This window comes from Streptomyces sp. CA-181903 (assembly GCF_050937075.1).
GTDB lineage: Bacteria > Actinomycetota > Actinomycetes > Streptomycetales > Streptomycetaceae > Streptomyces.
Window position 1 is genome coordinate 5756338 of record NZ_JBNJLY010000001.1, and the last position, 22470, is coordinate 5778807.

Annotated in this window: 16 protein-coding genes; 12 read left to right on the forward strand and 4 right to left on the reverse strand. The window is 70.9% G+C overall.

Annotated elements, in window-relative coordinates; genetic code table 11:
* Positions 1–11 precede the first annotated feature (11 nt).
* The 12 genes from ACQEVS_RS25715 to ACQEVS_RS25770 all read left to right on the forward strand — a co-directional run bounded on the left by ACQEVS_RS25715 (position 12) and on the right by ACQEVS_RS25770 (position 14151).
* Positions 12–1889, forward strand: a complete 1878-nt coding sequence (locus ACQEVS_RS25715; RefSeq protein ID WP_433023957.1) for a phytoene desaturase family protein — start codon at positions 12–14, stop codon at positions 1887–1889.
* Positions 1886–3361 carry a class I adenylate-forming enzyme family protein gene (locus tag ACQEVS_RS25720; protein WP_433023959.1) on the forward strand — a complete coding sequence of 492 codons (1476 nt, stop codon included), beginning with the start codon at positions 1886–1888 and terminating at the stop codon, positions 3359–3361. The genes ACQEVS_RS25715 and ACQEVS_RS25720 overlap by 4 nt, the downstream gene beginning before the upstream one ends.
* A 53-nt stretch (positions 3362–3414) precedes the next feature.
* Positions 3415–3672, forward strand: coding sequence for an acyl carrier protein (locus ACQEVS_RS25725; protein WP_433023961.1), 258 nt, complete (start codon positions 3415–3417; stop codon positions 3670–3672).
* A gap of 11 nt (positions 3673–3683) precedes the next feature.
* The gene (locus ACQEVS_RS25730) at positions 3684–4922 is read left to right on the forward strand and encodes a PLP-dependent aminotransferase family protein (protein ID WP_433023963.1); all 1239 of its coding nucleotides are present in this window, start codon (positions 3684–3686) and stop codon (positions 4920–4922) included.
* A 60-nt stretch (positions 4923–4982) separates the two neighbouring features.
* Positions 4983–6827 carry an asparagine synthase (glutamine-hydrolyzing) gene (asnB, locus tag ACQEVS_RS25735; protein WP_433023965.1) on the forward strand — a complete coding sequence of 615 codons (1845 nt, stop codon included), beginning with the start codon at positions 4983–4985 and terminating at the stop codon, positions 6825–6827.
* A 97-nt stretch (positions 6828–6924) separates the two neighbouring features.
* Positions 6925–7413, forward strand: a complete 489-nt coding sequence (locus ACQEVS_RS25740) for a DUF1707 domain-containing protein (RefSeq protein ID WP_433023967.1) — start codon at positions 6925–6927, stop codon at positions 7411–7413.
* A 219-nt stretch (positions 7414–7632) separates the two neighbouring features.
* Complete coding sequence (locus ACQEVS_RS25745) at positions 7633–9606, forward strand: GNAT family N-acetyltransferase (protein WP_433023969.1); 1974 nt, start codon at positions 7633–7635, stop codon at positions 9604–9606.
* Positions 9603–10094, forward strand: a complete 492-nt coding sequence (locus ACQEVS_RS25750; RefSeq protein ID WP_433023971.1) for an ASCH domain-containing protein — start codon at positions 9603–9605, stop codon at positions 10092–10094. The genes ACQEVS_RS25745 and ACQEVS_RS25750 overlap by 4 nt, the downstream gene beginning before the upstream one ends.
* A gap of 132 nt (positions 10095–10226) precedes the next feature.
* Positions 10227–10619, forward strand: coding sequence for a transposase (locus tag ACQEVS_RS25755; RefSeq protein WP_433023973.1), 393 nt, complete (start codon positions 10227–10229; stop codon positions 10617–10619).
* A gap of 185 nt (positions 10620–10804) precedes the next feature.
* Positions 10805–12067 carry a DUF262 domain-containing protein gene (locus tag ACQEVS_RS25760; RefSeq protein ID WP_433023975.1) on the forward strand — a complete coding sequence of 421 codons (1263 nt, stop codon included), beginning with the start codon at positions 10805–10807 and terminating at the stop codon, positions 12065–12067.
* Positions 12064–13188 carry an AAA family ATPase gene (locus ACQEVS_RS25765; RefSeq protein ID WP_433023977.1) on the forward strand — a complete coding sequence of 375 codons (1125 nt, stop codon included), beginning with the start codon at positions 12064–12066 and terminating at the stop codon, positions 13186–13188. Before ACQEVS_RS25760 ends, ACQEVS_RS25765 begins: the two co-directional genes overlap by 4 nt.
* Positions 13189–13218: 30 nt before the next feature.
* Positions 13219–14151 (forward strand): hypothetical protein, encoded by a 933-nt coding sequence (locus ACQEVS_RS25770; protein ID WP_433023979.1) that lies wholly within the window; start codon positions 13219–13221, stop codon positions 14149–14151.
* A 102-nt stretch (positions 14152–14253) separates the two neighbouring features.
* On the opposite strand, the gene ACQEVS_RS25775 is transcribed toward ACQEVS_RS25770, so the two are convergent.
* Genes ACQEVS_RS25775 through ACQEVS_RS25790 form a run of 4 tightly spaced genes read right to left on the reverse strand, consistent with a single transcriptional unit; the run spans position 14254 to position 22449 of the window.
* Positions 14254–15510 carry a TIGR02679 family protein gene (locus ACQEVS_RS25775; RefSeq protein WP_433023981.1) on the reverse strand — a complete coding sequence of 419 codons (1257 nt, stop codon included), beginning with the start codon at positions 15508–15510 and terminating at the stop codon, positions 14254–14256.
* A complete protein-coding gene (locus ACQEVS_RS25780) occupies positions 15507–19652 on the reverse strand; it encodes a TIGR02680 family protein (RefSeq protein WP_433023983.1) in 4146 nt (1381 codons plus the stop codon). Before ACQEVS_RS25780 ends, ACQEVS_RS25775 begins: the two co-directional genes overlap by 4 nt.
* Positions 19649–20884 (reverse strand): TIGR02678 family protein, encoded by a 1236-nt coding sequence (locus ACQEVS_RS25785; protein WP_433023985.1) that lies wholly within the window; start codon positions 20882–20884, stop codon positions 19649–19651. The genes ACQEVS_RS25780 and ACQEVS_RS25785 overlap by 4 nt, the downstream gene beginning before the upstream one ends.
* A complete protein-coding gene (locus tag ACQEVS_RS25790; RefSeq protein ID WP_433023987.1) occupies positions 20881–22449 on the reverse strand; it encodes a TIGR02677 family protein in 1569 nt (522 codons plus the stop codon). The genes ACQEVS_RS25785 and ACQEVS_RS25790 overlap by 4 nt, the downstream gene beginning before the upstream one ends.
* Positions 22450–22470 lie beyond the last annotated feature (21 nt).

Sequence of the window (22470 nt, forward strand, 5' to 3'; positions counted from 1 at the left end):
GAGTGACCACCATGGGGGACAACGGGCACCGCCCCGGGGAGCAGTGGGACGCAGTCGTCGTCGGCAGCGGTTTCGGCGGCCTGGTCTGCGCCGGCTACCTGGCGGCCTGCGGACGCCGGGTGCTCGTGCTGGAACAGCACGACGTGGCCGGCGGCAACGCCCACGCCTTCCGGCGCCGCCGCGCCTACGAGTTCGACGTCGGCCTGCACTACGTCGGTGACTGCGGACCCGGCGGCATCCTGCCCGCCATCCTCTCCGGCCTCGGTCTCGCCGACCGCGTGGCCTTCCGCGCCCTGGACCCGGACGGCTTCGACGAACTCGCCCTGCCCGGCCTCGGCCTGCGCGTCCCGGCGGGCTGGGACCGCTACCGGGAGCGGCTGAAGCGGGCGCTGCCCGGGGACGCCGAGGGCATCGACGCGTTCGCGGCGATCTGCGCGGCCATCGGCGAGGAGAAGCACGCGGCCCTCCTCGCCGACATGGACCTCGACGACCCTCGGATGCTCAAGCTGATGCCCCTGACGGGACGTTGGGGACGCCGCACGCTCCACGACCTGTTCGACCACTGCGGGCTGTCGCCGCGTGCCCGTACGGTGCTCGCCGCCCAGTCCGCCAACTACGGCTCGCCGCCCAGCACCACCTCGGTCTTCACCCACGTCTCGGTGCTCGACCACTACCTGCGCGGCGCCTACTACCCGGTGGGCGGCGCCCAGGGGCTGGTGGCGGCGCTCGTCGAGGCGCTGGAGGCGCGCGGCGGCGAACTGCGCACCCGCAGCCGGGTGGAGCGGGTCCTGATTGAGCGCGGCACCGCGCGCGGCGTCCGGCTCGCGGACGGTACGGAGATCGAGGCGCCCCTGGTCGTCTCGAACGCCGACTACCCGCGCACCATCCTGGAGCTGGCCGGCGCCGAGCACTTCCCGCCCGCCCTCGTCAAGCGCACCCGCAACGCGACCATGCGACTGCCGGTCGCGGTGCTGTACGCGGGTCTGGACCGCGACTTCTCCGACCGCCCCAACGCCAACCTCTGGTGGCACAACGGCTGGGACGTCGAGGCCGCCTACCGCGAGGTGGCCGAGGGCTGCCCGTCCGGCGAACTCCCCTTCGCCTTCCTCTCCTTCGCCTCCCTGAAGGACCCCGAGTCGCCCCACGTCTGCCCGCCCGGGCACACCAACCTCCAGGTCATGGCGCCGCTGGCGTTGCGCTACGGTGTTCCGGAGCAGGGCGGTTACCGGCGTGACCCCGGTTACGCGGCGGAGAAGGAACGCGTCACCGAGCTGCTGCTCACCGCCGCCGAACGGGCCCTCGGCCCGATCCGCGACAGCGCCGTCCACCTGGAGACGGCCACCGCCCTGACCCACCAGCGCTACATCTCCTCGACCGGCGGCACCCCGTACGGGCTCGCCTCCTGGGGGCCGTTCGGCATGCGGCCGGAGGCCCGTACCAGCGTCAAGGGGCTGTACGTGGTCGGCCAGAGCAGCCGTTACGGCAGCGGCATCGCGGGCGTGGCGATCAGCGGCATCCTGTGCGCGGCCCGGGTGACCGGCCGCCGGCTGCTCGCCGAGGCCCACGCGGGCGCGGTGTTCACCGACCCCGCGCTGCTGCCCGAACGCCCGGCCGACTGGGACCCGATGGCGGTGTCCCGCGGCGCCGCCCGCCGGGACCGCTCGGTCGCCCGGGCGGGACGGGGGGTCCGTGCCGCAGCCGACACCCGGACCTCTTCCGACACCCGTGCTCCGGCCGTGAGTCACGCCTCGACTGAAACCCGTGCCCCGGCCGCGAGCCTCACCCCGACCGTCACCGGCACCCGCACTCCAACCGGAACCCGCACCCAAACCGCCACCCGCACCCCAACCGACAACCGACCGGCCACCGTGGGGGACCAGCCGACATGAGCAACACACCCGTCTACGACCTCCTGGCCAGGGCGGCCGGGGAGCACCCCGACCGCCCGGCCGTCCGCGACGCCGCCGGCCGCTGGAGCTACGCCCAGCTCGCCGCGCACAGCCGCCGCGCCGCCGCGTGGCTCGCCGGGCGCGGCGTCGGGCACGGCGACCGCGTCATGGTGCGCCTGGCGAGCGGCCGGGAGTACCTGGCGCTGCTGTACGGCACGGTGGCGCTGGGCGCCGTCCTCGTCCCGGTCAACCCCGCGATGAAGGACTTCCAACTGCGGGGCGTCGTCGAGGACTCCGAGCCCGAGCTGATCGTCACCGACCCCGCGCACGCCGAAGCGGTCCGCGCCCTCACCGCGCGCCCCGTGCTCGGCCTCGACGAGGCGTGGCGGGAGATCTCCGCCCAGGAGCCCGCCCCCGTCGCCACCGCCGCCATCTCGCGCGACGTGGCGCTCCTGATGTACACCTCGGGCACCACCTCCCGGCCGAAGGCCGTCGTCTCCGAGCACGCCCAGGTGCTGGCCGCGACCCGGGCCGTCGCCGCCCGGCTGCGCTACCGCGTCGACGACGTGGTGTACTGCCGGCTCCCGCTCTCCTTCGACTACGGCCTCTACCAGGTCTTCCTCGCGGCCCTGGCCGGCGCCGAACTCGTCGTGCCGGGCGAGGTCCCGGACGTGATGCTGCTGCGCGGTGTCCGCGAGACCGGGGCGACCGTCGTCCCCCTCGTGCCGTCCCTGGCCGAGATGCTCGTCCGGCTGGCCGAGCGCGACCCGGAGCCCACGTCCGTCCGGCTGTTCACCAACACCGGCGCCGCCCTGCCGCCGCCCTCGGTGGCGGCACTCCGCGCGGCCTTCCCGGGCGCCGCGGTGTCGCTGATGTACGGCATCACCGAGTGCAAGCGCGTCTCCGTCCTGGAGCCCGACGAGGACCTGGACCGCCCCGGCTCCGTCGGCCGCCCGCTGCCGGACACCCAGGTGCTGGTGGTGGACGACGAGGGCCGGCCGCTGCCGCCGGGCGAGACGGGCGAGTTCGTCGTCCGGGGACCGCATGTGATGTCGGGTTACTGGCGGGCCCCCGAGCAGACGGCCCAGCGCTTCCGGCGGTGCGAACGGACCGGTGAGGTCCGGCTGTTCACCGGCGACTACGGCCACCAGGACGCCGACGGTCACCTCTACTTTTCCGGCCGGCGCGACGACATCTTCAAGCGCCTCGGCATGCGGGTGAGCACCCTGGAGATCGAGGCCGCCGCCCTGGACGTCCCGGGCGTGCGGGAGGCCGTGGCCCTCGCGCCCGACGGCACCCGGGACCTCACCCTCTTCGTCGTCGGAGAGCCGGAACCGGCCGTCGTGCGACGTGAGTTGCGTAACCGCCTGGAGGCCGCCAAGGTCCCGGCCGCCGTCCTGGCCGTCCCCGCCATCCCGCTCACGGGGAACGGCAAGCCGGACCGCAAGGCACTCGCCGCACAACTGAGCTGACGAGCGGCACACACATGGGCAACAAGCAGTCACCGAACGAACAGGAACCGTACATGAGCACGCAGTGGGACGACCGTTTCGAGCAGGTCCTGCGCCGCAACCTCCCCGACCTCCCCGCCGAGGAGGCTCTCCTCCCCGAGGCCGACCTCATGGACCTGGGCCTTGACTCCATGGGCATGATCAGCCTGCTGATGGACCTGGAGACCGAGTACGGGGTGCGCATACCCGAGTCCGAGCTGACCTTCGAGGCGTTCGCCTCGGTCGCCGGCCTGTGGGCCGTCGTCGGCGCCGTCACCTCCTCGGCCGCGTAGGGGGCACCCGGATGACGACGACCACCCCGCCGCGGCCCGGCGACCGGCACCTCGCCCGGATGGCCCGCGGCGCCGAGGGCATCAAGCCCTCGGAGATCCCCACCCTCTTCGCCGTGCGCGGCCGCGCCGACGTGGTGTCGCTCGCCGGCGGCATGCCCAACCTGGAGGGACTGCCCCAGCGCGCGATCGGCGAGGAGACGGCCGGACTGGTCTCCCTCGGCGGCAAGGTCGTGCTCCAGTACGGCTCCGCCCAGGGTCTGCCCAAGCTGCGGGAGCAGATCTGCGAGGTGATGAGCCTGGAGGGCATCACCGCCGACCCGGACGACGTCGTCGTCACGGTCGGCTCGCAGATGGCCCTGGACATGGTCACCCGCATCTTCTGCGACCCCGGTGACCTCGTCCTCACCGAGGCCCCCAGCTACATCGGCGCCCTCGGCGTGTTCGCCTCGTACCGGGCGGACGTCGTCCAGGTGCCGGTCGACGACCAGGGGCTGGTCCCGGACGAGCTGCGCGCCGCGCTGCGGGAGGCCGAACGCGTGGGGCGGCGGCCCAAGTTCCTCTACACCGTGCCGAACTTCCACAACCCCGCGGGCGTCACGCTCGCCGTGGAGCGGCGCGCCGAGGTACTGGCGATCTGCGCGGAGCACGACGTCCTCGTCGTCGAGGACAACCCGTACGGCATGCTCGCGCTCGACGGACGGACGTTCCCCGCGCTCCGCTCGCTCGACGCCGAGAACGTCGTCTACCTGGGCTCGTTCTCCAAGACCATCGCCCCCGGACTGCGCATCGGCTGGGTCACCGCCCCGGCCGCCGTCCGGGAGAAGCTGGTGCAGGCCGCGGAGTCCACGACTCTCTGTCCGCCCGCCTTCACCCAGGCCGTCCTCTCGCGCTACCTGGCCCGGCACGACTGGCGGGCGCAGATCGAGACCTACCGGGACAGCTACCGCGTCCGCCGCGACGCCATGCTCGCCGCGCTCGCCGAGCACCTGCCCGAGGGCAGCCGCTGGACCCGGCCCGAAGGCGGCTTCTTCGTCTGGGTCACCGTCCCGGACGGCGTCGACACCGACGCGCTGATGCCGTACGCCGAGCGGCACAAGGTCGCGTACGTCCCCGGCAGCGCCTTCTACGCGGAGGGGAGCGGACGCGGCCGGAGCGAACTGCGGCTCTCCTTCAGCTACCCCACCCCGGAACGCATCGCGGAAGGGGTCCGCCGGCTGGGCCTCGCGATCACCGAGTACCAGAACCGGTAGACAGCCGGCCCCTCGGCCGAACGACCACTTCACAACCCCAGAATCGGGTGAACAACCACCATGTGCGGAATTGCAGGCTGGCTCTCCTACGGCCGCGACCTCGAGCGCGAGCGCCCCACCGTCGAGGCGATGACGGCGACGATGGCGCTGCGCGGCCCCGACGCGTACGGCGTCTGGACGGACCGCCACATCGCGCTGGGCCACCGGCGCCTGTCCATCATCGACCTGGAGGGCGGCAAGCAGCCCATGGTCGAGGAGACGCCCGCCGGCACCGTCGCCCTCACCTACAGCGGCGAGGCGTACAACTTCACCGAGCTGCGTGACGAACTGGGCCGCCGCGGCCACCGGTTCCGCACGACCAGCGACACCGAGGTCGTCCTCCACGCCTACCTGGAGTGGGGCGAGAAGGTCGCCGAGCACCTCAACGGCATGTACGCCTTCGCGGTGTGGGACGGCCGCACGGAGAAGCTGGTCCTGGTCCGCGACCGCCTCGGCATCAAGCCGCTCTACTACTACCCGACCGCCGACGGCGTGCTGTTCGGCTCCGAGCCCAAGGCGATCCTCGCCAACCCGCTGGCCGAGCGCGTCGTCGACGTGGCCGGCCTGCGCGAGCTGCTGACCTTCACCAAGGACCCGGGCCAGGCCGTGTGGGCCGGCATGTCCGAGGTCAAGCCGGGCACGATCGTGACTGTCGACCGCAACGGGCACCGGGAGCACACCTACTGGCGCCTGGAGGCCAACCGCCACACCGACGACACCGACAAGACCGTCGCCCGCGTCGGCGAGCTGCTGGAGGACGCCGTCGCCCGCCAGCTGGTGGCCGACGTCCCGCGCTGCGTCCTGCTCTCCGGCGGCCTGGACTCCAGCAGCATCACCGCCCTCGCGGCCGGGCACCTGAGCGCCAAGGGCGAGCGACTGCGCAGCTTCGCCGTCGACTTCACCAGCCACGACGAGAGCTTCACCCCCGACCAGCTGCGCGTCGCCCGGGACACCCCCTTCGCCCACGACGTGGCCGGACACGTGAACTCCGACCACACCGACATCCTCATCGACCACCGCCAGCTCGCCGACCCCGAGCTGCGCCGCGCCGTCGTCGCCGCCCGCGACCTGCCCGCCGGCATGGGCGACATCGACATGTCCCTGCTGCTCCTCTTCCGCGCCGTGCGCGAGCGCTCGACGGTCGCCCTGTCCGGCGAGTCCGCCGACGAACTCTTCGGCGGCTACCGCTGGTTCCACGACCCGGCGGCCCAGCAGGCGGACTTCTTCCCCTGGCTGATCAACCTCGGCGAGAACGGCGACTACAGCCCCCTCGGCGTCGTCCGCCCCGAGGTCCTCGGCGCCCTCGACCTCGGCGGGCACCTGCACGAGAGCTTCGCCCGGGTGAGCGCCGAGGTCGGCACCGTCGAGGGTGAGAGCGACTTCGAGTACCGGATGCGCCGCAGCTCGTACGTCCACCTCACCCGCTTCGTCCGCACCATGCTCGACCGCAAGGACCGCATGAGCATGGCGGCCGGCCTGGAGGTCCGGGTGCCGTTCTGCGACCACCGCCTGGTCGAGTACGTCTACAACACCCCCTGGTCGATGAAGACGTTCGACGGCCGGGAGAAGTCCCTCCTGCGCGCCGCCACCCGCGACCGCCTGCCGCGGTCCGTGGTGGAGCGGGCGAAGAACTTCTACCCCTCCACCCAGGACCCGGACTACGTCAAGGCCCTCCAGAAGCAGGCCCGCGACCTCCTCACCGACTCCGGCCACCCGGCCTTCCAGCTCGTCAACGAGGGCTGGCTGCGCCAGGTGCTGGCGATCGACGCCACGGAGATGCCGCTGGGCGCCCGCAACGGCATCGAGCGCGCGCTGGACGTCGCGGTCTGGTTCGACCTCTACAACCCCGAACTGCGCCTGGCCTGACGGCAGCGGGGGCGCGCCGGGACGACGGCGCGCCCCTCCCTCCCCTTACCCGACACAACCGGACTCGCCCATTCCGGCCGACGATAGGATCAGGCGCGTGACCAAGCTCGACAGAACCAAGCTCCGCATCGGCGACGACGAGCGCGAGGAAGCCCTCGATGCTTTGACCACGCACAGCCGCCAGGGCCGGCTGACCATCGACGAGTACGGCGAGCGCGCCGAGGCCCTCAACGAGGCCCGCACCCAGGCCGACGTCCAGGCCCTCTTCAAGGACCTCCCCGAACCCCACCCGTCCTTCACGAACACCACCCCGAACACGCCCCCGGCCTCCCGCCCCACCACCCCACCCCCTCACCGCGGCCCCCTCGGCCTCCCCACCCGCACCGACTCCGCCCGTCCGGCCCGCACCGACTCCACCCGTCCGGCCCGCACCGACCGCTTCACGGGCACCGTCCTGGGCGTCCCCATAGGCGCCATCGCCGCCGCGGGCGTCAGCTACGCCACGGGCAACTGGCTCTTCATGTTCCTCGCCCCACCCCTCGCCTTCGCGGCGGACCGGCTGTCGCGACGGGGGCGGAGGGGCTGAGATCACGCCACAGGTCCGGCTGGAAGCACGGCGGCGACGGCTGTTGTCCAACTGGTTGGTTCCACTGACCGGTGGCTCGGCCGGTTCGGTCTTGGGCAGTATCGCTTGGGACGTTGAACGAACCGGAGGGGCGGAGATGGATATCAGGGTTCTTCCAGTGACGGGTGAGCAACCAGAACTGCTGGGGGCCGCCATTTCTCTGGGCGATCGATACACCAAGTGGCTTGGACTGCTCACACCCCCGCATACCGCAAGTACGCAGATGACGGCGGGCTGCTCGTCGCAATGGCTGACGAAGAACTCGTCGGCTATGCGCTCTTCGGCCTGCCCAAGCGAAGTCAGCACGTGCGGCTGGTCCACCTCTGTGTGGCCGAGGAGCACCGGGGCAACGGGATCGCACGGATGTTGATCGCCGAGCTTCGCCGTCGTCAAGGACACCGGCTGGGGATTCGGGCCAGGTGCCGACGCGACTACGGGCTCAGCACCATGTGGAGCGGTCTGGGCTTCGTCCCGAAAGGCGAGGGCATCGGCCGGGGCGGCGACAAGGAGACCTTGGACACCTGGTGGCTGGACCTTGGCCACGAGCATCTGTTTCAGGAGGCGCAGAGCGACGCTCTGCTCGTCGTGACCGTCGATCACACCGTCTTCGCCGGGCTTCGTGGTTCGGGCGATGAGCGTGATGTCGATGAGTCGCGCGCTCTTGAAGCCGGCTGGCTCGCCGACCTTGTCGAGCTGGCCTACACACCGCAGCTCCTCCTTGACGTAAGAGAGGTGGAGGGCCGGGAGGAGCGGAACCATCAACGTGCCGGCCTTTCCCAACTGCGCGAGCTGCTGCCCGACGGGGGCATGGTCTCGGCCCGCCTGCAGGAGCTGCTCACAGCGGTGAGCCGAACCCTGCCGGAAGTCGTGCAGGATCGGAGGCTGCGCGGCCGCTTGCGATACGTGGCGGAGACTTCCTGCTCGGGACTTCAGGTATTGGTGACGCGCGACCCCGAGTGGGCTGATCTCGCCGGGCTCGCTTGGGACGTGGCCCGGGTCAAGGTCGTGTCACCGGCGGCGGTGACGCTTCATGTGGATGAGCTTCACCAAGCCCAGGTCTACCGTCCCGCCGACCTCATGGGCACGGCCTTCTCCGCCGAAGAGGTTGAGCCCGGAAAGGAGGAGGAGTTCGTCACCTTCTTCGACCAGTCCGGCAGCGACCGGGGAGCCGCGTTCATATGGCGCCTGAAGGACCTGTCTCGAAACGATGTGCTCTGGCGTCGAGAGCTGCTGCGGGACGGCGAGGGGAATCCCGTGGCCCTCTATGCCTGGGCGTTGGACGGTCGGACTCTGCACGTTCCGATTCTGCGGACCGCGTCCCACCCGCTGGAGGAGACCCTCGCTCGACACCTGCTCTTCATGTTCAAGCGGCTCGGGCGAGAGCGAGAGGCCGAGAGCGTACGCATCTCGGACCCGTTCCTCTCCCCGGCCGCGGTGGCCGCGGCCGCACCCGACGGTTTCACCGCTGACGAGACGGGCTTCGTGGCCCTGCTGGTGGACGTATGCACGACAGCTGAAATCGTTTCCGCGACCGCGGCGACGATTGGGGCGGGACTCGGGAGAAGGACGCCGTGCCTTGATGCCTCGATCTCACCGGAGGTCGCGAGTGTAGCCGAGCGTGTCTGGTGGCCTGCGAAGCTCGTCGACACCGCCCTCCCCTCGTTCATCGCACCGGTAAAGCCTCGTTGGTCGACGGAGCTCTTCAACGTGCCGGCCATGCTCGTGCCGCGCGACGACGTCCTCGGCATCAGCCGGGAGCACGTCTACTACCGATCCGCCGGCCGTCGAGGGGAGAGTGCCCCTGCCCGGCTTCTCTGGTACGTCAGCGGAGGAAAAGGCGGCAGGCAAGGCAAGGTGGTGATCGGCTGCTCACGGCTGGACGAGGTAGTCATCGACGCCCCTGACACCCTCTTCTCGCGATTCGAACACTTGGGCGTATATGGTCGTGCCGAACTGCGGGCGAACGCCGGGCCGGCAGGCAGGGTCATGGCGTTGCGGTTCTCGGACACGGAGCTTTTCCCCGTGCAGGTGACGCATGCGCGGTTGACCGCACTGGCCAAGGAGCTGGGGCTACGGTTGTCGCTGATGTCGCTGTCGAAGATCAGTAGCGCGCTGTTTCAAGCTGTCTATCAAGAGGGGCACCGAAAGTCGTGAGCGATCCGGAGCGCGCGATGCTGCTGTCCGTCCACCCCCGGTTCGCGGCGGCGATTCTGGCCGGGACGAAAACGGTGGAGGTTCGTCGCCGGCGCGTCGCAGCACCACCTGGGATTCCTGTACTTCTGTATGCGACGGCGCCGACGATGGCCATCGTCGGCGCGGCGCGGATCGCCTCGGTTCACGTGGCTTCCCCCCGTGAGGTCTGGTCGGCCGGTCGCGCGAGTGCCGGCATCAGTCGACGCGAGTACGACGAGTACATGTCCGGCGCCGCGCGGGCCAGCGGTCTGACGCTGGAAGGGGCCGTGTCCTTCGAGTTTCCCGTACCCCTCGCGGCGCTGCGAGCCTCCGGGGCGTTCCATCCGCCGCAGAGCTACCGGTACTTGACCGGAGACGACCTGCGGATGGTGGCCGCTGCCGTACCGCAGGGCAGCGTGGCGATCGAGAGTGCTTTGGGGGATTTGGCTCCGGCAAAGGCCGCCGTGTAGCCCTGGGGCGGCTCCGGGCGCCGGGAGGGCCGACAGGTTGATCACACTATCGTGTGAGTTGCTGCCGCGATCAGTGTCTCTCCGTAGTAGAGAACGTTTCCCTGGCGACGTTTCCTACGACAAGGGGAATTTATGACCAACAAGCCACGCTTCACTGCTGCCGAGCGCGCGGCCTTCGCGGACGAGGTCATCGACGGGCGTCGTATGGTCCGTGAAGTCGCCGACGAGTGCGGGGTTCCCCGGCAGACCGTGCAGAACTGGGTCAAGAGCCGCAGGATCGAGCGCGGTGTTCCGGTACCGCGGCGCAAGGGCGGGCTGTCGACGCCGGAGCGTATGGCTGCTCGGCAGGAGAAGCTGGAGAAAGCCAAGGCTGAGTCCGAGGCCCGCGCGGAGAAGGCCGAAGCGCGAAACGCGGTCTTGGAAGCGATGGTGTCTCGGCAGCGTTCCGCTATCGCGGCGCTCAAGCAGACTTTGCACCTATACATGGACCCGGATGGCTTCGACAACGGCCCCACGCCGGCCTGACAAGTGGATGCCCCGGGCGTGGTGCTCATTCGTGCCGCGCTCGGGCCAGTTGCCTTGTGCCGATGTCTTCCGTCGACCAAGGTGTTCCTCGCCGCCGACCGCTCGGCCGCTACGCGGAGGTAAGGTGAAGGCGTTCAGGGCCAGAGGCACTCGGCACGACACGAGAGTGAGGGCGACGAGGCGAGATGGCCGCGCTGGAGGACAGCAGCCAGGGGCGCACGCGGGACCGACGGTCGGTCTATGAGCGGTACCAGGATGTGGCAGGGGAGCAGGGAGCCGTCGGTTCCGACGACGCCTATGCCCGGGAGACCGCATCCGACGGCCAGCCCACCGACGTCGAGCGGGAGGACACCGACGAGGGTGCCGACCGGATCACCTCACCCTTTGATCCCGAGCACATTGATATCGAGACTCGGACGACCACTGTCGACCTGCTGCTCTCCCGGCTCCGGAACGAGATGATCGACCTCGCGCCCGACTTCCAGCGCCGGGCCGGCATCTGGACGGATGAGAAGCAGAGCCGCCTCATCGAGTCCCTGCTTCTGCGTATCCCCATCCCGTCCTTTTATGCGGCCGAGCAGAAGGACGGAAGCTGGGCCATCGTCGACGGTATCCAGCGCCTGACCTCCATCGCTCGTTTCTTCGATGCCGAGACAGTCAAAGCGGAACCGTTGAAGCTATCGGGCCTGGAATACCTTCGTAACTTCACCGGAGCCAATCTGGCGGACCTCTCCGGAAAGCTGCAGATCCGGTTGCGCGAGACTGAGGTCGTCGTGCACGTCATCCGGCGCGGCACCCCGGAACCAGTGATGTTCAACATCTTCGCGCGTATCAACACTGGCGGGGAGCCGCTGACCCGCCAGGAAATTCGGCACGCGCTCATTCCGGGGCGTGCTCGCACCTTCCTCGCCGAACTGGCCGGATCCGAGGAGTTCCGCAGCGCCACCGGCCACAGCGTGGTCGGCGATCGGATGGCCGACCGCGAAATGGTTCTTCGCTTTCTCGCCTTCCGTCTCACTCCGCCAGACGGATACCGCACCGGCGACTTCGACGGCTTCCTCGCGGACGCCATGCACCGCGTCAATCGTCTGCAACCAGAAGAACTCGACCAACTTGGACGTGACTTCACCAGGGCAATGGGGGCAGCCGAGGAGATCTTCGGGGCCCACGCCTTCCGGAAATACCGTCGACATCAGCAGCGTAAATCGCCCATCAATAAAGCCCTGTTCGAGACGATCGCCGTGAACCTGGCCGACCTCCGTCCGGACCAGCAGAGCAAGCTGAGACAACTGGATGCTCTCAGCGCCTTCTCGGATCTCATGGAGGACACCGAATTCGAACGGTCTATCTCTGTGGCCACTGGCGACCCCAAGAAGGTACGGATGCGATTCGGTGCCGTACATGCGCTGTTCGGTGACATCCTCGAATACGGAGACGGCCTGCAGTGATCAATCGACTCACACTGGTCAACTTCAAGGCGTTCCGCCGTCTGGAACTCCCCCTCGGACCGTTGACTCTCCTTACCGGCCTAAACTCGTCCGGAAAGAGCAGCGTCCTCCAGGCCCTCGCTCTGCTCCGTCAGTCATTCGGTGACGGTCGTGTGACTCTCCCGCAGGAGGGCTTGCTGCTCAACGGCGAGCTGGTGGAACTGGGGACGGCCCGGGACGTTCTGCATGACGACTTCGGTCATGCGGACGACCTGCTCGCCACGGAGGCGCCGGTCGTGGGCTTCGTACTCGAAGAGGACGCGCCCGGCCGTTTCATCGCCCGGTACGACCTTGAGCAGCCCGATGAAGACGCGATGGAGGCGTACGACTTCCCCGGCGACGTGTCCTTGCTGGAAGCGCCCTTTCAGTACCTCCATGCCGACCGAATCACTCCGGCGGTCACTTACCCACGCTCCCGCCAGATCGCCATTGACCGAGGGTTCCTCGGGGTGCGGGGTGAGCACACTGTCAACTACCTCCGGCATCACGCCGACCGCGAGATTCCGGACGGGCCGCTCCGTCACTCCGAAGCCACCTCTTCTCGGCTGCTCGATCAGGCCGTTGCCTGGATGCAGGAACTGTGCCCCGGGGTGAACGTCCAGGCCTCCGCAATCGAGGGGACCGATTTTGTCCGCCTCTCGTATGGCTTCGGCGGCACCGCCGGAATCAATGCCACACGTCGTCGTCGCCCCACCAACGTCGGCTTCGGGCTCACCTACGCTCTGCCGATCGTGGTGGCGTGTCTCACTGCGGCCCCTGGAAGTCTGATCCTGCTCGAGAACCCCGAGGCCCACCTGCACCCCAAGGGGCAGAGCAGGATGGCGGCACTGATCTCTGCGGCCGCGGCCACCGGGGCCCAGATGGTCGTCGAGACCCATAGCGACCATGTCCTCAACGGCATTCGCATCGCCGTCAAACGAGGAGCTTTGCGCCCGGATGACGCGATCATCCACTTCTTCCGCGGTAACGGTGCGGGTGCAGAGGTCATCACCCCTCGCGTCGACGAGGAGGGCATGCTCGCGCAATGGCCGGCCGGTTTCTTCGACGAGTGGGAGAACTCGCTCGAGCAGCTGCTTGACTGAGGGCGGGGAGATGGAAGTGAGGGGGAGCACGTGCCGCTGCTGTTCTTGAACGAGAAATCCTGGGCGACGGCCTGCGACCGGCCGCGTGCCGATGCCGCCATGGCGGGCTTTGTCGACGTGGTGCGTGCCGTTGCGAAGGAGGACCCGACGGATACCTCCTTGGTCAGCGAAGTGGATCTCAAGGCTCTGGAGGTAGCCGAGGGTTACTCGATCGGCAAATGGATCGGCAGCAGCCCCAAGAACCACGCTCGATGGCAGCGTCTTCTCAGCCTTCGGAACAGATCTCCGATCCGCAGCGTTTATCCGGCGCCGGACGCTGACGGCAATCTCGAATACCGTCACCATGGTGACGTGGCCCTGGGGCTGGGGGCCGCGCATTTCATGGACGGTATGGCCGTCAGCCTGCCGGTGGCCCCCCAGTGGGAAGCACCCTTCGTCATTCTCGACCGAAGTGAACTCGTCGAACTCGACGACGGAACGCTGAAGGTCGAACATGCGAATGTGGAAGCCCGTCATTTGTCCGCCGTTCCGCATGCCGACGATCACCGGTCCTGGATCCGAGAGTCGAGCCTGGCGAGAGCGGCCACTGGCCGCCAGATCTGGGAACGCAAGGACGGCCTGTACCCGCATCTCCAATTCCTGCCGTGTACCGAGGCTATGCTCACTGGCCTTGACCCGCACTGGATCGTGCCCGTCCGGCGCTGTTTGGAGCGTCTGGAGGCCGCTGTGGCTCTGTGGGACCCGGAGACAAGGCCCGAACCGGAGTGGCAGACCAAGGTCACTCCGGAGAGCCGGACACGGAAGAAGGTCTGCTGGTTCAGCGACATGGACGGCTTCACTCGGCTCTTCGAGCTGCATGCGCGCTTCACGCCGGGCATGGGCCGCGTTTACTTCCGTCTGGTTCCGGAAGAGCGGGGGATCCGGCTCGCACACATCGGCAGCAAGATTCGCCCCGATCTCTGACCCTCGTGGATAGCGCCTCTAGTGGCGCTGCGACATCCATGCCTCCGATGATGAAGAACCTGCGGCCGCCGGCAGTGTTGGTGGAAACGCACACGCGAGGTGTCAGAGAAGGTCCCTGAGCAAAAAGGCCAGAGCGATCTCTTCTTCCACCCGCACCCCGAGCTCCGTCAACGTCTGTGCCAGGGCAGGATCCCAAGGAGACGTGACCGGTACGCCTGTCAGGGGAGGCAGTCGGGGTGTGGACGTGGCAAGGATGCGGTAGGCGGAGGCTGTGTAGCGCCATGGGTGCCAGGGCACCTGTCTGAGCAGGACGTTGGCGATACGGAGGCCGCCCCAATCGAAGTCCCCGTGGTAGAGCACGCGCGTGCCGCCCGCATGGAGCCGGCGGAGCAGGGTCAGGGCCGCGGCGGAGGGTTGGCCCTGGAGGCAGATCAGCGGGGGGCAGTCGGCGCCCTGGGTTTCGGCTGCCGCCGCCAGGACGGCCGGGTTCTCACAGACCCGTACCACCGGGGGCGCCGCGACGAGGGAGCGGCCGGTGAGTTGGCGGAGGGTGAGGACGGTGGGTTCTCCGGTGTCCGCCAGCCAGTCCAGGGCCGGGGTGCCGCGCAGGTTCAGGGTGAGGACGGTGGAGGACAGGTCGTCGCGGAGCAGTCCCGCCGAGGCCCACGCGCCGCGCCGCCATTCCGCGCCGCTGCCGTCGGGGTGCCCGGTGAGGGCGCGGATCCCGGACAGGGTGAGGGTGGCCAGGGGCGTCCCGTCGTCCAGCGCGTGCGCGCTGCCCAGCACGCGGGCGGCAAAGGCCGGCAGGGAGACGGCGGGTTCGGCGGGGAGGAGCCGGAGCACCTTGGCTACGTCGGCGACCAGCGGGCCGGCGGCCCGGGGGGTGCGGGCGAGACGCCGTACGAGGCTCTCCGTGCGAGGCTCGGCGGCCCACTTGGCGAGGCCGGGCCGCTCGTCGGCCAGTGTACGGAGCGGACGGCACGCCTCCTGCCAGGCGCGGGATTCGTCCTCGCGCGCCCGGCGGAGCGGGGTGACGGTGCCCGTCAGCGCCTCGACGGCCGCGGCCAGACCGTCAGGGCTCACCCCTGAGCGGCGAAGGACCTCGTCCACGGCGTCGAACCGGACGGTCAGCGTCTGGCCCCCGCCCGGTGCGCGGCCCAGCAGCCGTTCGACGGCCGTGCGTTGCTCCTCCGTCGGGGACGCGAGCGAGACGGGTCCGGTGAGCGGCTGCTCGCGTGCGATGCGCCGACGGACGCGGTCGACCAGCCACACGAGCGCGGGGTCACCGAGCAGGCGGCGGAGGCGGTCCAGGTCCAAGTTCCGCTCCGGATAGGTGCTTTCGGCCGAGGGCGCGCTCATGTCCACAGCAGGTCCTGGCCGTTCGCCTCGGCCGCCGGCCGGCCGGACTCCCTCGCCGCGCCGTCCTCGGCGGCATCCCAGCAGCCCGTCTCCGCAGCATGCTCCCGCGCCACCTCCGGATCCTCCCCACGCATCCGCACCGACCCGTCCCACTCCCACCGGGTGACCAGGACCGCCGCCACCTCGTCCGTCCGGGAGAGCTGGGCGATGGCGATGCCGGGCACCTGCGGGTAACAGGCCCACTCCCGTTCACTGGTCATCACGACGTCCAGATCGAAGGCGTGCAGCAGGCCAAGGCACTTGGCCCGTGAATCGTCGTCGACTCCGGCGAACGCCTCGTCGAGGGTGACCAGCCGGGGCGCGTGCGGGTTGCCGGCGCTCGCGTAGTGCGAGGACGCGGCGGCGAACAGTGGCACCGACACGGCGAGGACGCGCTCGCCGCCCGAGGCCGGTCCGGTGGCCGGGACCCAACGCCCGTGCTGGTGCCGCTCGATGCCGAACTCGTGCCAGCCGCGGTAGTCGAGGGCGCTGGTGAGGTGTTCGAGCCAGCTCCCGGCGGCGTCGCCGGTCTGCTGTCGGGCGATCTGCGCCTGGAGGAACTCGCCGACCGCCGCCCGGTCCTCGGGGGTCCAGGCGTCGGCGGACTGCCGCAGCCGTTCCCGCGCCCGGTCGAGACCCGCCGGGGCCTTGCGGGAAGCCCGCCACACGAGGCGCAGCTTCATGCCCGTCGAGGTCGGGCGCTCCTCCAGCTCGGCGTTCATGGCCCGGACCTGCCGCTCCGCCGCGCCGATCAGCTCCTGGAGCGTGCCCGCCACCTCGGTGACCAGGTGGGTCTCGAGGATCTCCCGCTCATGGGCGGACAGGATGCGGGTGAGCTCGCCGACCTCGGTGGCGAGGGCCTCGGCCAGTTCCGGCACGGCGCGTTCCCGCCCTTGGTAGACGATGTCGACGACCATGCCGTCCTCGATCATGCGGGCCGACGCGGTGTGTCCGTGCCGGGACAGGGCGTCCTGGAGGGTCTTGAGTTCCTCGCTGAGACGTCGCTGTACGCGCTCCCAGGCGCCGTCCGAGTCGTCCGTCGCGGCCAGTTCACTTTCCATGGCCCGGGCCAGGGCGATGGCCGGGGTGGCCGCCCACGGTCCGTCGCCGGCCGGAGGCACGGCCAGGTCGGGCAGGGCGACGGCGATCAGGCCCGTGCCGGCGAACCGCTGGAGTCCGGCGATGGCCTCCGTCCGGGCCGACGCCGCCTCGGTGATCGCGTTCTCCAACTGCTCGATGCGGCCTTCGGCCCGGCTGGCCCGCCGGTCCGCCTCGGTGTGCTCCTCCCGTGCCCGGCGCTGCCCGTCCGTGCACATGCGCAGGGAAGTGGTGGTCTCGGCGAGGCGGCGCTGGAGTTCGGCGACGGCCGCGCCGACCGTGGAACGCAGGGTGGCGTGGCGCTCGGCGGTGGCGGTTGCCTCCCGGGCCGCTTCCTCGGCCCGGATCGCGTGCTCCGCGGCCCGCTGCCCGGCCTGTTCGGCCTCGTCGCGCTCGTCCGCGGCCTGCCGGGCCGCCTCGGCGCGCTCGCGCAGGGCGGGCCACAGGTCGGCGAGGACGAGGGCGAGGCCGGTGAGGGCCTGACGTACGGCGGCAAGCGCGCCGCGGTCGAACGGCAGGCCCACGTCGGCGGCGGTGGAGGTGAACTCCTCGGAAACCCGCTCGGCCTCCTCGGCGGCCCGGGCCAGGAGGGCGGCCCGCTCGTCGCGGCGGGCGCGGTCCCGGCGTACGGTCTCGGCCGCGGCGGACACCTGGGCGTACGCCTGCCGGAGCGGCGCGTCGTCGGGTACGGCGGACAGCTCGGCGTCCAGCGCGCGTCGGCGCGCGGCGACGGACGCCGACTCGGCCTCGGCGACGGTTAGTTCCTCCCGGAGCGAGCCGAGTTCGGCCTCCAGGGCGGTCATACGGGCGCGGCGCGCCTCCTCGCGGGCGCCCTCGCCGACGTACTCCGCCTTGGGTTTGGCCCAGCGCCCCGTGAGTGCGCCGACGCGGAACCGCCCGTCGGGGGCGACCCAGTCCGTCGCGTTGCCTTCCCCATCCCACCCGGTGCCCAGCCCGATCGCCGTGAGCAGCCGCGTCACCGTCGCTTCGGTGACGGCCGCGGCCCGCGGGTCGCCGTGGTCCAGGGCCGGGCGCAGCGCGTCGGCCAGGGTCGGCCCGGGGGCCGGTCCCGTCCGGGGCGCGAGCAGGACGTCGTGCCCGTCGGCACTGACGGCCGTGCCGTCCGGGCGTACCCAGGCGTCCAGCAGGCCGGACGCCTCCAGGGCCGCTTCCAGGCCGGCGCGGTCCGTGTCCCCGAGTTCGTCGCGGAAGTCGACGAGGCGCCACAGGGGGGCGCCTTCCGCGTGCTCCCGCAACTCCGGGTCGCGGGTGTAGGGGGCGCGCGGGCCGCGCTGCCCGCCGGTAGCGAGCGCGGTCAGCTCCCCTTCCGTGCCCGTGATCCGCGTCCGGAGGCCGGCCTTGCGCTGTGTCAGGCCGGCCGCCTGGTCGGCCAGCCGCTCCGACGCGGCGCGGTGGGCGCGCGAGGCGTGGGCGCGGGCCGGGTACGGGCCCTCCAAGTGCCGTGCCCAGTCCTGGAGTTCGTCCAGAACGCCCACCGGATCCTCGTAGACCAGCTCGCGGCACTCGCCGGCGTGGAGCCGCACCGCGTCCAGCAGGGCCTGCCCGGCCTCCGCCGCGTTCTCCTCCGCGCCGTGCCGCGCCTCCTCCGCGACGGCGAGGTCGGATTCCGCTTCGTCGAGCCGCTGGGCGGTCACCCCGCGTTTGTCGGCCGACCGGTCGGCCAGATCGGCGAGTTGTTCCACATGGGCCAGCGTGCGCCCCCTGCGGTCCATCGCCTCCTCGGCCGCCTCGCGGGCGGGTTCCTCAGGCAGGACGACCAGGGCCTCGCCGGCCGCCTCCCGAGCCCGGGCGAGCAGACCGTCCGCCCGGCGTCCGGCCGCGTTCAGCCGGTTCTCGGCCGCGCCGAGCCGGTCCAGGGCCCGCCGGTGGAGGCCGGCGGCCTGCCGGTGGTCGTCGTCCGCGCGCTTCCGCTCCTCCGCCGTACGGTCCGCCTCCCCGGCCGCCCGCTCCAGTTCCCGGGCGCTGCGCATCTCGGGCCCCGCGCGCAGGGCCGCGTCCTGGGCGCGCAGCCGGGTCTCGGTCTCCTCCAGCCCGGCGAGGCGTTCGGCGGCGGCGGACCGCTCCTCCTCAGCGCCGGTCCGGTGCGCCTGTGCCTCGGCGAGGTCGCGCTGGAGACGCTCGTAACGGGAGTGCTCGGTGCGGGGGAGCCGGGCCCGCCGGCGGGAGGCGATCCGGGCGTACCGGCGGTAGTGCTCCAGGAACGCCGACGCGGCGCGCTCGGCCTCGGCGGCGGCCCGCAGCTCCTCCTTTTCCTCGTCGAGGGAGCGGAAGGCCTCGGCTGCGTCGGCGACCACCGCCTGGTCCATGGGCGGCAGCGCCTCGGTGAGCGCCCGGGAGAGGGCGGCCTCGTTGGGCCGCTTGGACAGCTGGGGCTGACGCAGTTGGATCAGCAGGTTCACCAGCGCCGCGTAGCGCTGCTCGCCGAGCCCGAACAGCGCCTCGTCGACGGCTCTCCGGTACGTCCCGGCCTGGTCGTAGACCATCCCGTGCCCGGCGACGGCCTCGGCGAGCCGGTCGCGGCCGAGCGCGGTGCGGGTGGCGTCGAGGAGGCTGAGGTCCCGGCCGATCCGCTGGTCGGTGACCGCGTACCAGTGCCGGGCGATGCCCCGCCCGGCGACGGCCTTGAGCCCGCATGCGAGGGTACGGAAGTGGGTCTCGCCGGTCGTCGCGTCCCGGCGGCCGAACTCGATCCAGGTGTAGCCGAGCCGCTCGGAGTGCGGGTGTTCGCCGCCGAGGAGCAGGTTCCATTCCATGCGTTTGCCCGGGTCGCCGTCGGGCTCCACGCGGCGCGGGGTGAGGTCGCCGTCCAGCAGGAACGGCAGCGTCAGGGCGAGCACCTTGGACTTGCCGGTACCGTTGTTGCCACGCAGCAGCAGCCGCCCGTCGCGGAAGTGGAACTCCTCCTCCTCGTAATGGAAGAGGTCGACGAGGCCGATGCGCAGCGGCTGCCAGCGGGTGCGGAGGGGTACGGGGAGGGCGGTCACTTTCGGCCGGCCTTTCGCTGCTCGGGCATACGGGACGTGCGGGGCTCTCGGACGACGGCCTCGCCGACGGAGTACCGGGCGAGCGCCGGGCGGGGCGTGACGGTGTCACCCTGGCGGGTGATGAGGCCGAGGGCGGTGAGCTTGGTGAGCGCCTGCTCGACGAGTTCGCCTTCCGCGCCCGGCTCCTTGGCGGTCTTCGACCAGAACCCGCCGTACCGCTCGGCGAGTTCACGTACCTCGCGCCGGAGTTCGGCGACGGTGACCGGCCCGTCGGCCGCGGCCAGATGCTCGGTGAGGAGCAGCGTGACATGGCCGTGGGTGCCCTGTTCGGGCATCCGGACGTCGGTGAGGTCGTCGTCGGGGTCGACCATGGCGATGCCCTCGGCCCGTACCTCGGGGACCAGCCCGGTCAGTTCGGTGATGCGGGCGGTGAGGAAGCCGCGCTGGCGGGTGAGGTAGGCGAGTTCGGCGTCGCTCAACCGGTCGTAGTACAGCACCGGATCGTCGAGCAGGCGGCGGGTCAGCGAGCGGCGCATCGCGAGGAACCGCAGGTCGTCGCTGTCGAGCGCGGTCTCGGCGACGAGTTCGTCCAGCCGCTCGGTGAAGGGCTCGGCGAGTACGGTGGACGGCCCCCGGCGGGTGGCGAGCAGACCGGCCAGCACCCGGCGCTCGACGTCGTACAGCACGTCGCCCGCACCGTTGACGTACGCCTCCTCGTCCCCGGCCACCCGCCGCAGCACCCCGAGCTTCAGCAGGAGGCGGACGACGGCGGCGAGATCGAGGCGCTCGTCGCGGCGGTCCAGGGTGAACCGGATCCCGGCGGCGACGAGAGGCGGATCCGCCGCGTCCAGCACGACCTGATCGGCGAGCCGACCGAGGGCCACCTGCGCCTCACCCCGCTCCAGGGCGGCGAGTGCGAGACAGAGCAGCACATACCGTCGGCGGGTGAAGGGAGCACCGGCCCGGCCGACCTCCCGCGCGGGATGCGTGGGATCGGCGGGATGACCGGGGACCTTACGAAGACGGGCAGCCTCGGCGTCCACATGAAGGGCCCAGCCGGTATTGCGGTCGAACCAGGCGCGCAGCTCCGACGCATGCCGCCGGACCAGCCGGAACTCGTCCGCACACGGCCCGCAGGCAAGCAGCAGTGGCTCCTTGAGCAGCGCGCGCGCCGCCTTACGCAGCTCGGCGGCGTGCTGACCGTCCAGAACCTCAGCGAGCGGCGTGGTCATCGCCCGGCGTCCCTCTCTGTCAGGTCGATGATCTCGACGGTGTGGTCGGGTCCGCGGAACGTGCCCCCCGGCGTGGTGATCTCGGCGGTCGTGCCGTCACCGAGAGCGCTGAGGCGGATCTCCATTGAACCGTCGTTGCTCGTCGCGGACGTCCGCGTCATCCCCGGTCGCCAGGTGGCCAGGGCATCGCCCAGAAGCTGGAGGAACAGCCCGAACGCGAGCGGGTCCAGCTCGCCGAGGGCCGAGAGCCGCGTGGCGCCGTCGGTGGCCAGCCGCGCCCGTGCGGCGGCCGTCTCCGCGGCCTGCTTCGCGGCGATCTCGGCGAGATAGCGGCGGGCTTCGGACCGGTCTTGCACCTTGCGGGGTTTGCCGCGCCGTTCGTAGCTGCCGGTGCGCCGCAGTTGGGGGCTGATGCGCAGCGGCTCCGCCTCGGCCCAGGACATACCGGCGGGTACGGGGTGGGCGGCACGGCCGGCGAGGGTTTCGGCGTCCACCGTGAGGTGCCGGGCGGGGTAGAGCCCGAACGCGGTGCGCCACAGTCGGTGCCGGGCCTCGTCGTCGGGCGCCTCGGCGAACCAGCGGGCAAGGGTACGGAAGTCGGCGGACCGGTCGGAGCGGCCGGCCCTGCGCTCGTTCAGTACCCGGACGACGGCCAGCAGCTGGGGTATCGCCCCGAGCGCCCGCCCGCGCAGCAACCGAGCCTGCGACTCCCGCCCGTCCCTGCTGAGAAACCAGGCGGCGAGCCCGTTCCACCGCCCGACCCACCGCGCGTGCGCCTCCCGCTCGGCATGCCCGACGTCTTCGGGAGCGGCGTCGGCGGCCTCCCGGGCGGCGGCACCGCGCAGCAGCGGGGTGATCGTGCCGCCGTCCTCCAACTCCACAATGAGCTGGGCGATCCGCCCGCCAAGCGTGATCAAATCCTGAATGAACCGCTCCAGATACTGGATGAGGCGGTCCTTGTAGGCGAGGAAGACCTCTTCCTCGACATCATGCAGGTCAATGGTCCGTTGCAACGACCCCATGAACGCCCGCGCGTTCTCCGCGAGAGCCGCGAACCGGCTGGTGAGCGCGTCCAGCGCGAGATACGTCTTGGCCGGGTCCGGTTCCTCCTCGCCCGCCAGGACCAGCAACGCGCGCAACTGCGTGACGATGTCGCGCAAGGCCACCGCCTGCAGCGCGCCCCGCCTCCCGAGCGCCTCGTCATACGCGGCCAGTGCTTCCTCCGCCGCCTCCCCGGCCTGCGTCAGCTGATACACGAACCGTTTGCGGTAGAAATCCTCGACGGCGGTGACCCGGGCCGTATCCGGGTCGGCCCGCAGGTTGCCCCACTCGACGAGGCTGTCGAGTGCGTTGACGACGGCGTCGAGCCCGACCGGTAACCCGCCGGTGACAAGCGCCGCCTGCACGTCTTCGGGGCGCAGGTGCACCGCGAAGCGTTCCTTGGCGCTGAGGAAGGCCCGCATTGTCCGGCGGTACAGCGCGGAGTTGGGCGCGGCGAGATGAGCGAAGGGGGCGTAACCGGCCGGGGGCGGGGCTGGGGCCGGACGGTCGGGCGTCGGAGTCATTGCCGGGCCATTGTGTCGGAT

What these genes read in the sequence shown, in the direction of transcription:
- ACQEVS_RS25785 (WP_433023985.1), bottom strand. Translation starts at nt 20,884, where the DNA reads ATGACCACGCCGCTCGCTGAGGTTCTGGACGGTCAGCACGCCGCCGAG.
- ACQEVS_RS25760 (WP_433023975.1), top strand. Translation starts at nt 10,805, where the DNA reads ATGGCCGCGCTGGAGGACAGCAGCCAGGGGCGCACGCGGGACCGACGG.
- ACQEVS_RS25730 (WP_433023963.1), top strand. Translation starts at nt 3,684, where the DNA reads ATGACGACGACCACCCCGCCGCGGCCCGGCGACCGGCACCTCGCCCGG.
- ACQEVS_RS25755 (WP_433023973.1), top strand. Translation starts at nt 10,227, where the DNA reads ATGACCAACAAGCCACGCTTCACTGCTGCCGAGCGCGCGGCCTTCGCG.
- ACQEVS_RS25715 (WP_433023957.1), top strand. Translation starts at nt 12, where the DNA reads ATGGGGGACAACGGGCACCGCCCCGGGGAGCAGTGGGACGCAGTCGTC.
- asnB (WP_433023965.1), top strand. Translation starts at nt 4,983, where the DNA reads ATGTGCGGAATTGCAGGCTGGCTCTCCTACGGCCGCGACCTCGAGCGC.
- ACQEVS_RS25720 (WP_433023959.1), top strand. Translation starts at nt 1,886, where the DNA reads ATGAGCAACACACCCGTCTACGACCTCCTGGCCAGGGCGGCCGGGGAG.
- ACQEVS_RS25790 (WP_433023987.1), bottom strand. Translation starts at nt 22,449, where the DNA reads ATGACTCCGACGCCCGACCGTCCGGCCCCAGCCCCGCCCCCGGCCGGT.
- ACQEVS_RS25725 (WP_433023961.1), top strand. Translation starts at nt 3,415, where the DNA reads ATGAGCACGCAGTGGGACGACCGTTTCGAGCAGGTCCTGCGCCGCAAC.
- ACQEVS_RS25775 (WP_433023981.1), bottom strand. Translation starts at nt 15,510, where the DNA reads ATGAGCGCGCCCTCGGCCGAAAGCACCTATCCGGAGCGGAACTTGGAC.